The sequence below is a fragment of the Desulfatitalea tepidiphila genome, from assembly GCF_001293685.1.
In the GTDB taxonomy this organism is placed as follows: domain Bacteria; phylum Desulfobacterota; class Desulfobacteria; order Desulfobacterales; family Desulfosarcinaceae; genus Desulfatitalea; species Desulfatitalea tepidiphila.
The window spans coordinates 1,184,817-1,200,060 of sequence record NZ_BCAG01000003.1; the positions used below are offsets into that span (position 1 = coordinate 1,184,817).

The 15,244-nt window shown below is 58.3% G+C and carries 11 protein-coding genes; all 11 read left to right on the forward strand.

Annotated elements, in window-relative coordinates:
• The 11 genes from DFT_RS09930 (at window position 1) to tssH (ending at window position 15,243) form a co-directional block, all read left to right on the forward strand.
• A complete protein-coding gene (locus DFT_RS09930; protein WP_054031044.1) occupies window positions 1–678 on the forward strand; it encodes a DotU family type IV/VI secretion system protein in 678 nt (225 codons plus the stop codon).
• A complete protein-coding gene (locus tag DFT_RS09935; protein WP_054031045.1) occupies window positions 679–4,167 on the forward strand; it encodes a type VI secretion protein IcmF/TssM N-terminal domain-containing protein in 3,489 nt (1,162 codons plus the stop codon).
• Window positions 4,155–4,889 carry a TagF domain-containing protein gene (locus DFT_RS09940; protein WP_054031046.1) on the forward strand — a complete coding sequence of 245 codons (735 nt, stop codon included), beginning with the start codon at window positions 4,155–4,157 and terminating at the stop codon, window positions 4,887–4,889. Before DFT_RS09935 ends, DFT_RS09940 begins: the two co-directional genes overlap by 13 nt.
• Before the next feature lie 59 nt (window positions 4,890–4,948).
• Window positions 4,949–6,616 carry a type VI secretion system protein TssA gene (gene tssA, locus DFT_RS09945; RefSeq protein WP_054031047.1) on the forward strand — a complete coding sequence of 556 codons (1,668 nt, stop codon included), beginning with the start codon at window positions 4,949–4,951 and terminating at the stop codon, window positions 6,614–6,616.
• A gap of 183 nt (window positions 6,617–6,799) precedes the next feature.
• Complete coding sequence (gene tssB / locus DFT_RS09950; protein WP_054031048.1) at window positions 6,800–7,288, forward strand: type VI secretion system contractile sheath small subunit; 489 nt, start codon at window positions 6,800–6,802, stop codon at window positions 7,286–7,288.
• Window positions 7,289–7,302: 14 nt separating this feature from the next.
• On the forward strand, window positions 7,303–8,793 hold the full coding sequence (gene tssC / locus DFT_RS09955; RefSeq protein ID WP_054031049.1) for a type VI secretion system contractile sheath large subunit: 1,491 nt from the start codon (window positions 7,303–7,305) through the stop codon (window positions 8,791–8,793).
• Between the two features lie 27 nt (window positions 8,794–8,820).
• Window positions 8,821–9,336, forward strand: a complete 516-nt coding sequence (locus DFT_RS09960; protein ID WP_054031050.1) for an Hcp family type VI secretion system effector — start codon at window positions 8,821–8,823, stop codon at window positions 9,334–9,336.
• A gap of 72 nt (window positions 9,337–9,408) precedes the next feature.
• Complete coding sequence (gene tssE / locus DFT_RS09965; RefSeq protein ID WP_054031051.1) at window positions 9,409–9,822, forward strand: type VI secretion system baseplate subunit TssE; 414 nt, start codon at window positions 9,409–9,411, stop codon at window positions 9,820–9,822.
• 18 nt (window positions 9,823–9,840) lie between these two features.
• Window positions 9,841–11,574, forward strand: a complete 1,734-nt coding sequence (gene tssF / locus DFT_RS09970; RefSeq protein ID WP_054031052.1) for a type VI secretion system baseplate subunit TssF — start codon at window positions 9,841–9,843, stop codon at window positions 11,572–11,574.
• Complete coding sequence (tssG, locus tag DFT_RS09975) at window positions 11,538–12,578, forward strand: type VI secretion system baseplate subunit TssG (RefSeq protein ID WP_054031053.1); 1,041 nt, start codon at window positions 11,538–11,540, stop codon at window positions 12,576–12,578. The genes tssF and tssG overlap by 37 nt, the downstream gene beginning before the upstream one ends.
• A 46-nt stretch (window positions 12,579–12,624) precedes the next feature.
• Complete coding sequence (gene tssH / locus DFT_RS09980) at window positions 12,625–15,243, forward strand: type VI secretion system ATPase TssH (RefSeq protein WP_054031054.1); 2,619 nt, start codon at window positions 12,625–12,627, stop codon at window positions 15,241–15,243.
• Window position 15,244 lies beyond the last annotated feature (1 nt).

The following is a 15,244-nucleotide window of genomic DNA, read 5'->3' on the forward strand; positions in this document are numbered from 1 at the left end:
ATGCGTTTGTCCGATTGCTTCATGGAAATCATCGCCTACATCACTTTCGTCACGCGCAATGGCGCAGGTGCACCGCTTTCTTACGAGCAGGTGCGCGCCAACGTGCAGCGCTTGATCGCCGAGAGCGAAACCTGTCTGGAAAAAGGACAGTTCAATCTGGAAGATTTCAACTTGGCGCGTTTCGCGGTGTTCGCCTGGGTCGATGAAATGATTCTTGCGTCCCAGTGGGAAGGGCGGCAACAGTGGCAACGGGAGCAGTTGCAGCGACAGTATTACCAGACCGCCGATGCCGGCGAGCTCTTCTTCGATCGGCTCAATGCCATCGGACCGCATCAGCGAGATGTCCGCGAGGTCTATTATTTGTGCCTGGCGCTCGGCTTTTCCGGGCAATACTGCAACGAAGGCGATGATTTTCTTCTCGATCAGCTCAAGACATCCAACTTGAAGCTGCTGACCGGCAGCTCGGTGGGCATCCCCAGCCTGGAAAAAGAGGAGCTGTTTCCAGCGGCCTATCCCGTCCAAGTCGCCGAAACACCGTCCACGATGCGACGGGAACCCCTGTCGCGGTTCACTCTTTTGGGCGCTGCTGCGCCCGTGGCCCTTTTCGGCCTCTTGTTCCTGATCTATAAATTTATTCTGGGCAATATCGCCGGCAATCTCATTGGTACGGTGCAGTAGATGAAACCAATTCTCATATGGGTGTTTAAAGGCCTGTTGCTGCTGACCCTGTTGGCACTGCTTGTTCTGCTGATTTTCGGACTGGTGCTCTGGATCGGCTGGTCGTGGTGGGTCGGTTTTTTCCTTTTGATCGGATTGATCGGGCTGACCCTCGGCGCCCTCGTGGTTCGGAAAATCCTGCTGCGGCGGCGGGAACAGATGTTCGTGCATGAGGTGATCGCCCAGGACGAGTCGATCCAGAGGGGACTGGCGCCCGCCGAGCAGGATACGGCCAAGGAGCTTCAGGCACGCTGGAAAGAGGCCATTGAAGCCCTGCGGAAATCCCATCTGAGAAAATATGGCAATCCCCTTTATGTGCTGCCCTGGTATATGGTGATCGGCGAAAGCGGGTCCGGCAAGACTACGGCCATCAAGAGCGCCCGTCTATCCTCGCCCTTTGCCGAAGTGAGCCACACCTCGGGTATTTCCGGCACACGCAACTGCGATTGGTGGTTTTTCGAACAGGCCATCATTCTGGATACGGCCGGGCGATACGCACTGCCGGTGGATGAAGGCCGGGACAAGGACGAATGGCAGAAATTTTTGACCCTGCTCGCCAGGTTCCGCAAACGCGAACCGCTCAACGGGCTGGTGGTCACGGTGGCCGCCGACCGGCTGGCCCAGGCCACGGTGGAAGCCTTGCAGGAAGATGGCCGCAATATCCGGCGACGCATCGAAGAGTTGACCCGGGTCCTGGGCGCCCGATCGCCGGTCTATGTAATGGTGACCAAGTGCGATCTGATTCAGGGGGCCAGCCAGTTCTGCTCCCAGCTGCCCGAAGAGGCTCTGAACCAGGCCATGGGCTATTTGAACCAGGAGATGAGTTCGAATGTCGGCGCCGTGATCGACAAGTGCATGCGCACGGTGGGCGACCGGTTGCGGGATTTGCGGCTTTTGCTCCTGCAGCGGATCAAAACACCCGGCTCGGCGGCGGACCTGCTGCTCTTCCCCGAAGAGTTGGAGAACCTGAAAGAGAAGATAGCGGCTTTTGTCGGCAGCGCCTTCCAGGAAAATCCCTACCAGGAAACCCCCCTGCTGAGGGCCATATTTTTCAGCAGCGGCCACCAGGAGGGAACTCCCTTTTCACATTTCCTCAATACGTTGGGACTCATTCAGGCCCCCGAGGTGTTGAAGGGGACCGATATCGGCCTCTTTCTTCACGATGTGTTTGCCAAAATCCTGCCCGCCGATCGCCACCTTTTCCGGCCCACCCAGCATATGCAGGAGTGGCGGAAATTGACCCGCAACATGGGCCTGACGGCCTGGATCGCCTTCATGGTGGCGCTGTGCGGATTGCTCAGTTATTCCTTCGTGAAGAATCTGGCTGCGTTGTCCGATGTGCGCAAAGAGTTCGGCAAACCGGCCGTGTTGCAAGGCGAGCTGCTGGCGGATGTGATCACCATGGATCGCTTCCGGAACGCCGTGATTCAGGTGGAGGAGCAGAATCGCCGGTGGTGGATTCCCCGACTGGGGCTCGATGAAAGCCTTGAACTCGAGGCCCAACTAAAACAAAAATATGTGGATCTTTTCCAGAAAGGGTTTCTGCAGCGTTTCGATCAACACATGAACGATCGGCTCACCGGATTTGGTCCGTCCACGCCGCCGCATATTTTTGGAGCCCATGTGACCCATCTGGTGCGGCGGATCAATCTGCTCAAGGGGCGTCTGGCCCAGGACGACTTGTCCCGGCTGAGCGCGCTCGCTCAAGCCGATTATTCTCCGGAGGTGTTGGGGCGAACGGAACTTATCCCCGAAATCCAGAAGAAGGTCGCCGCGGATTACCTGTATGCCGTGGCCTGGGATCAGGACGCAAGCCGCTTGAATACCGAACTGACGGCGTTGCAGACATGGCTCAAGCACCTGATGACCATGCCGGGTGCAAACCTGAACTGGCTGGCAGAATGGGTGAACGCCGACCCTTCGGCAAAACCGGTCGCGCTGCATGATTTTTGGGGCGGTGCTTCAGGGCAAACACAGGCCAAAGTGCCGGGCGCCTTTACCCATGACGGCAAGAAGATCATCGACCAGACGATTGCCGAGATCGAGTCCGCGCTATTCGATCCCTTGATCATAGCGGCCCACAAGGTGACCTTCGCGGATTGGTATCGCAGCCAGTTTTTCAAATCGTGGGAGGCCTTTGCCGCTTCTTTCGGCGAGGGGACGAACTTGCTGCAGGAACGGGACAACTGGCAGGTGGTGGCCAAGCGGGTGCCGACCGAAAGCGGTCCATATTTTTCCCTGATCGATCGCGTCGTCACCGAATTCGATGCCTTCGATCCTGAAATGGAGATGCCGGCCTGGGTCGGTATGGCCTATGCCTGGCAGGATGTGCTGGCCGAAGCCCAGACGACCCATGCGGTCGATCTTCAAAAAGCGGGCATCATCCGAAAGGCGACTCAAAAGGTCACTTCGAAGATCAGAACGGCCGAACGTGCCTTGGGCGTGAAGGTGCGCAAGCCCATGGATGCCAAGGCCCAACTGGATGCCGCCAAGGCGATGACCGCTTATTTAAATGGATTGGACGAAGCCGCCAAGGCGACCCAATCGCGCCTGGTGGCCTTTGAAATGGCCTCCGCACTCTATCAACAGGAGGCTGCCACCGGAGATTCGCCATTCCTGACGGCTACGCGGGCCGTCGATGACATGAAGGCCCTCATGTCCGATGCAAAGGACGAGCAGGAGAGGCTTTTTTGGGACCTGATCCAGGGCAATGTCGAGTTTTTGCATGCCTACACCAATCGCGAAACGGCCTGCCATCTCCAAGCCTTGTGGGAACGCGAAGTTCTTCTCGAACTGCAGGATGTCAGCAGGGATACCGATGTGGCGCAAATGCTGATGGGCAGCAGCGGATACGCGACCCAGTTCATCAAAGGGTCGGCCGCGCCGTTCATCGGCCGAAGCCTGAGCAAAGGCTACTATGCCAGGAAGATACTCGGGCAGGAGGTGCCCCTGGAGAGCGATTTTCTTCCCTATCTGAGCAAGGGCGCCCGCGCGGCGCGGCCGACCCAGAGCAGTTATCGGGTAAAGGTGAGAGCCTATCCTACCGATACCAACACAGAGGCCACCGTGCGACCGCACGCCACGGTATTGGAACTCCAATGTGCCGACAGCAGCGAGCGACTGGAGAATTTGAACTACCCGGTGGCCAAGACCTTCACGTGGTCGCCGGGCAATTGCGGCGACGTCCTCTTTCGAATTTCGGTGGGCAACCTGTCACTGACCAAGACCTACGGAGGGCATCACGCCTTTGCCAAGTTCTTGAACGATTTCAAGACCGGCCAACGCACCTTCATGCGCGATGAATTTCCCAGTGAGGAGGCAGCCTTGAGGCGCATGGGAATCCGTTTTATCAAGGCCAAATATCAATTTCAGGGCCATTCTGCGGTACTGGAGCTGTTATACAGCGCTCCGGGAGCACCGCCACGGAAAATTGCTCCATGCTGGGATTGAATCGCCAGAACGCCGGATGGCGATGGAAGGCCATCGGCAAACACCCGGCCGCCATGGATTATTTTAGCCTGAACAACGGCACGCCCCTGATGGACGCGATTGCCGAGTGGGTGACCAAGGGCTACGAGGGGCTGACGGCCCGCGGCCCCGCTTCCAACGGGCCCTACTCGTGGCGTTTCTGGTTCAGGGGCAGTAAGAAGGGCACCCTGGTTTGCGGCGTGGGGCGCGACAGCAGCGACCGGATCGGCCGGCCCTATCCGCTGCTGCTCTTGGGCGAGGGACCCTTGAAGGGCTGGGAGAAGATCTGGACCCTGCTTCCCACGGTGCTGGATCGCACGTGGACGCAGATCGAGCGTCTGGCCACCCAGCGGTTTGCAGACCTGAACGAACTGAACGAGGCGGTGACGCGCATTCCGCCGCCACAAATCCAAGGGCCGCCGCCCGCCTTTGCCGATTTGGCGCCACGGGACCTGCAGGGACAGGCGGAGGTGGATCGATGCATGCAGGCGCTGCAGCATGAGGGGCGGGTGATCGTTCCCTTGGGCGATGGTGCGGACGTCGAGACCAGCCATGCGGCCTTTCGGTGGCAGGGCAAACTGGCATCCTGCTGCCCGGAAACGCCGCGCGCGATATTTCTTGGCGGGCATCCGCGGCGCATTTTTTTAGTTTTGGTTAAGGAACCGCTGTCAACTGCCGATTTTATTGCTTTGTGGAGCGTTTGACGGCAATGAAGCCACCAGAACGGATTTGATCATAGCGCTGCTGAAGAGGTTGGCCAATCATGGATCTGACCACGTTAGGAATCGTTCCCATTCCCGGCGACCATCCCGCCGGATCGGACGTACGTTATGAACCGGTATTTGAACAGCTTCAGGCCGAAATCGACAAGCTCTCTTCGCCGTCCGCATCGGGCCAGGTGGATTGGGCCCGGGTCGAGGAATATGGTATCGAGATCTTGAGCAGCAAATCCAAGGATCTGACCGTTGCCTGTTATCTGGCCGCGGCCCTGGTGATCAACCGCCGGATCGAAGGTTTGGATGCCGGCCTCAACCTGCTCAAGGATCTGCTGGAAACTTTTTGGGACCAGCTCTACCCGCCCAAGAAGCGGATGCGCGGTCGCAACGGCGCCATTACCTGGTGGTTGGACCGCATGGAAGTCGAGCTGCAGAAACTCTCTCCGGCGCCTCTTTCCGCCGAACTGGTCGAGCGCCTCAAGACCCATGTGAAACGCATCGATGCCGTACTGTCGGAAAAGATGCCCGATGCGCCCATGATGCGTTCGCTGGAGCGTTCCATCAATGCTTTCCCGGTTCAGGAACAGCAGGAAACACCACCCGACGGCTCTGAAGCAACGGTCGAGGCGGGGGGCGTCGCCGGGACCGCTGCTGCTGCCGTTCGGCCCGCCGTTTCCCCCCCCGCGCCTGCCGAAGAAAATCGGGTCGCTCCTGCGGCTCAGGAAAGCGGCGTACCCGGTGCCAAGATTGCGCCGCAGGTTTCCGCGGCGAGTGACGGGGCCTTGGACGGCGCCATCACCGACGAGGTCGGTGCGCGGCGGGGGGCGGATGCTGCCTTCCAGCGATTGCGCCAGGTCAGCCTCTTTTTGCTGCAGCAGGATTATAAAAACCCGTTGGCCTACCGATACCGGCGCATCGCCTGCTGGGCCAAACTGACGACCCTGCCGCCCAACGCCGACGGCGTGACACAGATACCGCCACCCGCGCCCCAGGTGATCTCTGCTCTGGAAACGCTCCGAACCGAGGGCAACCTGTCCGCCCTGATTCAAAACGCCGAGCAAAAACTCTCCCAATTCATCTTCTGGCTCGATCTCAACCGCTGGGTGGTCGAGGCGCTCGATGGGCTGGGCGGCGGCTGCCAGCTTGCATCTTCCGCCGTCAGCCAGGCCACGGCCGATTTGGCTACGCGCCTGCCAGGCCTGGCATCGCTCCGATTTTCCGACGGCATGCCGTTTGCCGATCCTGCCACCGCTCAATGGGTGCAGGGTCTTGAAACGGCCGCTCCCGCGGTTGGCGTTTCCAGGCCGCCCACGGCAAACCGGGAAGATGGGGATGACCTGCTCGGGGCAAAGATCCAGGAAGCCGCGTCGTTGGCCGGCAAGAAGCAGCTGTCTGAAGCCGTCGGCCTGTTGCAGGAGGAGATGCGCCGCAGCGCCTCCCGACGCCAGAGCCTGCAATGGCGCCTGGCCATCGTCCGACTGTTCATGGAAATGAAAAAGATCAGCTTGGCCTTGCCCCATCTCGATCAGGTGCTGGCCGATATCGACGCCTACCGCCTGGAGGTTTGGGAACCGGATCTGGCCCTGGAAGGCCTGACCACCGCCTGGCAGGCGTATGGTGCCGGGGGCAATAATGACCTTAAAGCGCGCGCCGCGGAGTTGCTCGATCGCATCGCCCTCTTGGATGCGGCAGCGGCCGTGCGGTTATCCCGTTAGGATCATACGAAAAAATTTATGAAGCAATTCTGATTAGTAGCATAGGTTGGTGTAGGGGCGGGGTTTATCCCCGCCCGATCAGAACCCATAATTTGTATGGAGATATTCAATCTCAAACGTCAGGATCCTACATGCTGTCGGAGCGTTTTTCTTAAATTTTAACCCCGAGAAGGGAGAAGTGCCATGGCTAAAGAAGGAACCGTCGCCCCAAAGGAGAGAGTCAATATCGTTTATCGACCGGCCACCGGGGACGCCAAGGAAGAGGTGGAACTGCCGCTGAAGATGTTGGTCGTCGGAGACTTCAACATGAGGGAAGATGACCGCATGATCGAGGAGCGCGAACCGATCAATATCGATAAAGATAATTTCGACGAAGTGATGCGCGCCCAAAACCTGAAACTCGATGTGGATGTGGCCGACAAGATTTCCGGTGATCCGGACAAGGAGATTGCCGTGTCACTCAAATTCGAGTCGATCAAGGACTTCAACCCCGAAGCCATTGCGCAGCATACACCCGAGTTGAATCAGCTGCTGCAACTGCGGGAAGCGTTGAGCGCCCTCAAGGGACCGATGAGCAACCGGCCGGAATTCCGCAAGAAGATACAGGAGATCGTCAAGGACGAAGCGGCACGGGAAAAACTGCTCAAAGAGCTCAATCTCGACAATGAGTAGAAAGGGAGGATCGTATGGCTGAAGAACGAGAAATGCAAAAGGCCGAGGCACCCGAAGCCCAAGTCGATACGACCACATCCTTACTGGATGACATCGTCAACGCGACGAAGCTGAAACCCGCCGATGAGGGCTACGCCATCGCCAAAAAAGGGGTCGAGGCGCTGCTCGGCCAGCTGATCGAGCCGGGGCGCAAGATAGACAAGATATCCAATGCGGTGATCGACGAGTTCATCGCCGAAATCGATCAAAAGCTCAGCGCCCAGCTGGATGCCATCATGCATCATCCCCAGGTGCAGAAGCTGGAGTCGGCCTGGCGTTCGCTCAAATTTCTGGTGGATCGCACCGATTTCAGGGAAAACATCAAAATCGAAATCCTGAGCGCCACCAAGGAAGAGCTGCTGGAAGACTTCGAGGATTCACCCGAGGTCTCCAAATCGGGTCTATACAAGACGGTCTATACGGCGGAGTATGGTCAATTCGGCGGCCAGCCGTACAGCAATATCATCGCTAACTTCGATTTCGGGCCGGGGCCTCAGGACATCAAGCTGCTTCAATATGTGGCGGCCGTCTCCGCCATGGCGCATGCGCCCTTCATTGCAGCGGCCGGGCCTCAGTTTTTCGGTGTGGAGAGTTTTTCCGAACTGCCCAACCTGAAAGATCTGCATTCCATCTTCGAAGGCCCGCAATACGCCAAATGGCAGGCTTTCAGAGAGTCAGAGGATGCGCGCTACGTGGCATTGACCACGCCGCGATTTCTGCTGCGTCTGCCTTATGGCAGGGATACCCAGCCGGTGAAAAGCTTCAATTATGAGGAGAATGTCTCCGACTCCCATGAGCGTTACCTCTGGGGCAATGCCGCTTTTGCCTTTGCCAGCCGGCTGACCGACAGCTTCGCCAAATATCGCTGGTGCACCAACATCATCGGTCCTATGGGGGGCGGCACGGTGGAGGATCTGCCCTTGCACCAGTTCGCTTCCATGGGCGCGATCCAGACCAAGATTCCAACGGAGGTGTTGATATCGGAACGTCGTGAGTTCGAGCTGGCCGAGGAGGGGTTTATCGCCCTGACCATGCGCAAGGGCAGTGACAATGCCTGTTTTTTCTCCGCCAACTCGGTCCAGAAGCCCAAATACTTCGGAAACAGCGAGGAGGGCAAGGCGGCGGAGCTCAACTTCAAGCTTGGCACCCAGTTGCCATACATGTATGTGGCCAATCGCCTGGCCCACTATCTCAAGGTGATTCAACGGGAAAATATCGGCAGCTGGAAGGAGCGTTCTGATCTGGAGCGCGAGTTGAACCAGTGGATTCGCCAGTATGTGGCTGATCAGGACAATCCGCCGGCCTCGGTGCGGAGCCGCAGGCCGCTGCGCCAGGCCCAGGTCACGGTTGAAAGTGTTGAGGGAGAACCCGGTTGGTATCGGGTCGGAATGAAAGTGCGCCCGCATTTCAAATACATGGGTGCGTTTTTCACCTTATCTCTGGTTGGAAAGTTGGATAAAGAATAAAATCATATCGAACGAGGAGGAAACAGCATGCCAACACCAGCGTATCTTACCATCGAGGGAACCAATCAAGGCGCGATCACAAAAGGTACCTTTACTCAGGAGAGTGTGGGCAATGTGTATCAAGAGGGGCACGAGGATGAAATCCTGGTCGAGGCGTTTTCCCATCAGGTCACCATCCCCACCGATCCGCAGAGCGGCCAACCTTCGGGACAACGGTCTCACCGACCGCTGGTCATCACCAAGGTTTTCGATAAATCCTCTCCTTTGCTGTATTCGGCCCTTACGTCCGGAGAAAAAATGACCAAGTGCCAACTGAGATTTTTCCGGACGAGCCCCGATGGCAAGCAGGAGCACTATTACACTATCGAACTCGAGGATGCCATCATCGTCGACATCCGGGCCTACATGCCCAATTGCCAGGATCCGAATCTGGCTCACTTCACCAACCTGGAAGATGTTTCCTTCACTTACCGGAAGATTACCTGGACCCACGAAGCCGCGGGTACCTCCGGAAGCGATGATTGGCGAGCGCCGAAGGTATAGTATCTTTTTTTCAGAGAGGAGCAAACACACGGGCGGGCGTAAAGCCCGCCCCTGCGCAATGAGAGAGATTCAATGCGAGAGCACCGCCTGCTGGACCGAATTCGCCTCGCGGCCAGGAATCCCAGCCGCAGGGTCACAGAAGATCCGAAGCAGATGATCCGCTCGGTTCAGGAACATCTGCAGCGAATTCTCAATACGCGGCAGGGCAACGTGCCCATAGCGGATGACTATGGCATTCCGGACTTTACCAACCTGATGAGCGGCTTTCCTGAGTCGAGACGTTCCATAGAGCGGACCATTCGGAATACCATTCAGACTTTTGAGCCGCGGCTGCAAGGGGTTCGCGTCGCATTTTTAGATCAGCAGGAGGACAAGTTGACCCTCAGCTTTCAGATCTCCGCCCAGTTGGTGCTCGCCGGGCACAAGGATCCGGTGACCTTCGAAAGTGTCCTGGATGCCGGCGGCCACATCGAAGTGAAGAATTAGCAGAATCGGGTATCGGGAATGTTCAATCAATACTTCCAAAACGAGCTGGCCAACCTGAGAGAATTGGGCGCCGAATTTTCACGCCGTCATCCGGCGGTGGCGCCGATGCTCAATGGTATGTCCACCGATCCGGACACCGAACGGTTGATGGAGGGGGTCGCTTTTTTGACCGCCATGCTGCGGCAACGTCTGGACGATGACTTCCCCGAAATCATCCAGGAGCTTTTCCAGCTGATCTGGCCGCACTACCTGCGTCCCATACCATCGACGACCATCGTCAATTTTTCTCCCAAGGCCGGCTTGAAGCAGACCGTTCATGTGCCCAGGGGGGTACAGCTGGCATCCGAACCGGTGGATGGCACCCTGTGCTATTTCCAGACCTGCTATGATGTGGATGTCCATCCGCTGGTGCTGGAAAAGGCGCAACTGGAAGAGAAGCCCGGTCAACCGCCGGTCATTCGTCTGGCATTGTCACTGCAAGGCACGCGGCTCTCCGAATGGCAGCCCAACACCCTGCGGTTCCATCTGGCCGGAGACCCGAGGCAGGCCGCCGACATCTATCTTCTGCTGGCTCGCCATTTGAAACGCATCGTCTTAGTTCCGACCGGCGGCGGGGAGACGTGCACCCTTTCAGCGGAACATCTCAAACCGGCCGGTTTCGGGGCAAAGGATGCCTTGCTGCCGTACCCGGCGCAATCCTTCTCCGGGTATCGAATCATCCAGGAGTATTTTATTCTGCCGGAAAAGTTTCTTTTTTTAGATATCGACGGGGTTGGGGCCTGGCGCCAGCGGGGCGGCGGCGACCGCTTTGACATTCGCTTCGAGCTCGAGGGCCTGCCATTTGCCGCGCCCAGGATTCGAAAGGAAAACTTTGCTCTTGCGGCAACCCCTGCGATCAATTTGTTTCCCCACGATGCAGACCCGATCCGGCTCGATCATCGCAAAAGCGAATATCTGGTGAGACCGGCGGGAAGCAACGATCGCAATTATCAGGCGTATGCCATCGACAGCGTGACCGGATACATACAGGGCACAGCCCAGGAACGCAGCTACCGACCTTTCGAAATGTTTTCACCCAATCCTGAAGCCGATCCCACATTTCATGTCAACATCCGTCAGTCGCCGGTGCGCCAGGGCTTTGATTTTTACCTGTCGGTGGCCTATCCCCCCGGAACCGGTGAACCGCCGATAGAAACATTGTCCGTGGATCTGCAGTGCACGAACGGGCTTCTGCCGGAAGGGCTGCAAACCGGTGATATCCGCTACGCCACCAGCAGCACCCCTGAATTCGTCGAATTTCAAAACATCAGGCCGCCCACATCGACGATCGTGCCCCAACTGGGACGCAATCTGCACTGGAAGCTGCTGTCGCATTTGTGCTTGAATTATCGTTCATTGGCCAGCGCACCGAATCTCAAGGCCCTGCTCGAGCTGTACAATTTTGAAGAAAGCCGGGACCGCCCGGCCTTTCTGGCCAATCAGAAGAAAGTGGCCGGCATCGAAAGCGTGTCGACCCGCACGGCCGACAGGTTGGTGAATCGGGTCATCATGCGCGGTCGCGAGATTCATCTGGGTTTGCGCCAGGACCACTTCGCCGGCATTGGGGATCTGTTTCTTTTTGGTTCGGTACTCGACCATTTTCTGGGATTGTACGCATCCCTGAACACCTTTACGCAACTCGTCGTCAGAGAGGCCTTGAAAGGAGAGGTCTATCAATGGCCGCCGCGCATCGGAGAACATCCGCTGATTTAACGCCGGTCCCCGGCAACCCGATCTCCCAGGCGCTGACGACCCAGGCGGGCGGTTATTCATTCTTCCAGGCCATACGCCTGCTTCGCCACCTCACCCGCGAAGAGGCTTCCACGGAGGAAGCACACCGCGTCGGCAGGATCCGCGTCAGGCCCAACCTCTCGCTGTCATTTCCCTCCTCGGACCTCGAGACGATCGAACGGGTCGAGGAGGACGATCATTTTCGTGTCACAGCAAATTTTTTAGGGCTGTACGGCTGCGCATCACCGCTGCCGACCTTTTACACCGAAGATCTGCTGGCCGAAGCGGCCCAGGACGAATCGGTTTCCAGGGAATTCATCGATATCTTCAATCAGCGCCTCTATGACCTCCTGTATGAGGGATGGTTGAAGTATCGTCAGTATCTGAACGTCGCCGAAACCAAAGACGCCCGATATATCGAGCGGCTCTATTGTCTATTGGGCCTCGGGCCTGAACCGCTGCGCCAATCCCATGGCTTGCCGGGCGGAGATTTCCGCCTGTTGCGCTACATCGGACTCTTTACACAGTTTCCCAGATCGGCGGAGGGATTGGGCGCGCTGCTTCGGGATGTGTTTCCCGGCATTACGCTGACGGTCGTGCCGTGCGTGTTGCGCAAGGCCGTTATCCCAGCGTCCCAGCGGATGTGCCTCGGCCAATCGGGAGGACGGCTGGGGATAGACAGCTACGTGGGCCAGGAAATCGATGATCGCATGGGCAAATTCCGGATTCAGATCGGCCCCTTGGCGCAGGCGGAGTTTTTGAAATTTACCCCGGGCAAGGAAAACCACAACCTGTTGACTGCATTCACGGAAAGCTATCTGGCCGATCCCCTGGCGTATGAGGTGGAGCTGATCCTTGGCGCTCACCAGGCCAAAACCACGGCGTTGGGCAATCCGGTGAGGTCCGTGTTGGGAGTGACCACCTGGGTGTTTTCGACGCCACATCTTGGAGAGGTGCGCACGCGCTTTAACGTTCAGCGCGCTTGAACCAGATCCCATACCGATATTTCAAGCACATCAAGGAGGATGGCATATGATTTCAGTGGACATCAAAGCGCTGCTTCGCCGAATGAACGGTTATTGCACCGGTGCCCTGGAGAGCGCTGCCGGGCTATGCGTGTCGCGCACCCATTACGAGGTGACGGTGGAGCACATGATGCTCAAACTGCTCGAGGATCAGCAGGCCGACTTGCCGCTTATTCTCAGACATCAGAATATCGATGGCGGACAACTACGCAAGGCACTGTCCGACAGCCTGGAAGATTTCAAGACCGGCAATGCGGCCAAGCCGGTGTTTTCACCGCTGCTGCTCGAGTGGCTCCAGGATGCGTGGCTGACCGCCTCAGTGGATCTGGACGAGGCACGGATTCGTTCCGGCGCCCTTTTGCTGGCATTTCTCAATCGCCCCCACCAGTTCGGCAGCGGCGCTTACGTGGATCTGATCAGGGGAGTCGGTCGCGACGCCGTTTTGGCTGGTTTCTGGGACATGGTGAAAGGTTCGTCTGAAAAGGCCGTGAGGACCTCGGAAGTGGAGGGCGAGGCTGCGGCGCCGGGAGAGGCGACGGCCCTCAAGCGTTTCTGCGTGGATTTTACGGCCAAGGCCGCCGCGGGGGAGATCGACCCGGTGTTTGGACGTGACCGGGAGATCCGACAAATGGTGGATATCCTGGCCCGGCGGCGCAAGAACAATCCCATCGTCGTCGGCGAGGCCGGGGTGGGTAAGACGGCCGTGGTCGAAGGGTTGGCCCTGCGAGTGGTCGAGGGGGACGTACCTGAACTGCTCAGCGATGTGGCCATTATCGGTCTCGATATGGGCCTGCTGCAGGCCGGGGCAGGCATGAAAGGAGAATTCGAAAATCGACTCAAGTCGGTGATCAATGAAATCAAATCCTCCGAAAAGCCGATCATCCTGTTTATCGATGAGGCTCACACCCTGATCGGGGCCGGCGGGCAGGCCGGCATGAGCGATGCGGCCAACCTGCTTAAACCGGCTCTGGCGCGGGGTGAGTTGCGCACCGTGGCGGCCACCACCTGGTCGGAGTATAAGAAGTACTTTGAAAAGGACGCGGCGCTGGCGCGGCGATTCCAGCTGGTCAAGTTGGACGAACCGTCGGAGGATACGGCCAAGTTGATTTTGAGAGGATTGAAAGAAAAGTACGAAAACGCGCACCATGTGGTGGTGCGCGACGATGCCATCGCTGCGGCGGCGGAAATGTCCAGCCGTTATATCTCCGGCCGCCAGTTGCCGGACAAGGCCGTGGACCTGCTCGATACCAGCGCGGCCCGTGTCAAGATTCTCCTCAGCGCAAAGCCGGATATCGTGGAAGATCTGGAGCGCCGTATCCAGGCCCTGACACGGGAGATGAAGGCCATTGCCCGCGATGAGCAGCATGGCCTTGCCGTGGATGCGGAGCGGCAGGCGGCCTTGAACCAGGAGCGGGAACAGCTGGAGACGACACTCGAAGAGACCCGCCGGCGATGGCTCGAGGAACAGGCCCTGGCCCGGAAGGTCATCGAGATCCGCGAGCGGCTTGCGGAGGCGGCCCAGGCCGGTGAAAATATCGAGGCCGTCAAGGAGGAGCTGCGCCAAAGCACGGCCGATTTGGCGCAACTGCAAGGGGATTCTCCTCTGGTCCGTACCGAAGTGGATCCGGATGTTGTGGCCAAGGTCGTGTCCGACTGGACCGGCATCCCATTGGGTAAGGTGATGCGCGACGAGGCGCGCAACATCATCAAGCTGGAAGAGAACCTGCGACAGCGCATCAAGGGGCAGGACCAGGCCCTTGGCATCATCGCCCAGACGATCAAGGCGGCCAAATCGGGTCTGAAAGACCCCCATCAACCCTTAGGGGTCTTTCTTCTGGTGGGGCCCAGCGGGGTCGGCAAAACCGAGACGGGTCTGGCGGTCGCGGACCTGCTGTTCGGGGGCGAGAGCTTCATGGTCTCGATCAATATGAGCGAATTCCAGGAAAAGCACACGGTCAGTCGGCTGATCGGTTCCCCGCCGGGCTATGTCGGCTACGGGGAAGGGGGGGTGTTGAGCGAGGCGGTGCGTCAGCGTCCATACTCGGTGGTGCTGCTGGATGAGGTGGAAAAAGGGCATCCCGAAGTGCTCAATCTCTTTTACCAGGTGTTCGACAAAGGCATGCTGGCCGACGGCGAGGGGCGCGAGATCGATTTCAAGAATACCGCCATTTTTCTCACCAGCAACCTGGCCACGGACGTGGTGACCGAAATGTGCGCAGGTGAAGAGGTGCCGCCCCTGGAGGTGATCAGCTCGGCCATTCGTCCCATCCTCAGCCAATACTTCAAGCCGGCGCTCCTGGCCCGCATGAACGTGGTCCCCTTCAAGATACTGCCCCCCGATATTCTCAAGGATATCGTCGAGCTCAAACTGAACAAGTTGGTCCGCCGCATGCATCAAACCCACCGGATCGAGATGCACTACGCCCAGGCCGTCGTGGACCAGATCGCCGCCCGATGCACCGAGGTGGAGACCGGTGCCCGCAATATCGACTACATCATGAACGGCACCGTCATGCCACGCATGTCACAGGAGATTCTGACCTACATGACGACCGGTGAGATGCCGGCCCAGGTTCGCCTCGACCTGGACGACAGCGGCGGGTTTACCGTCACCTTTGGAGGATGAT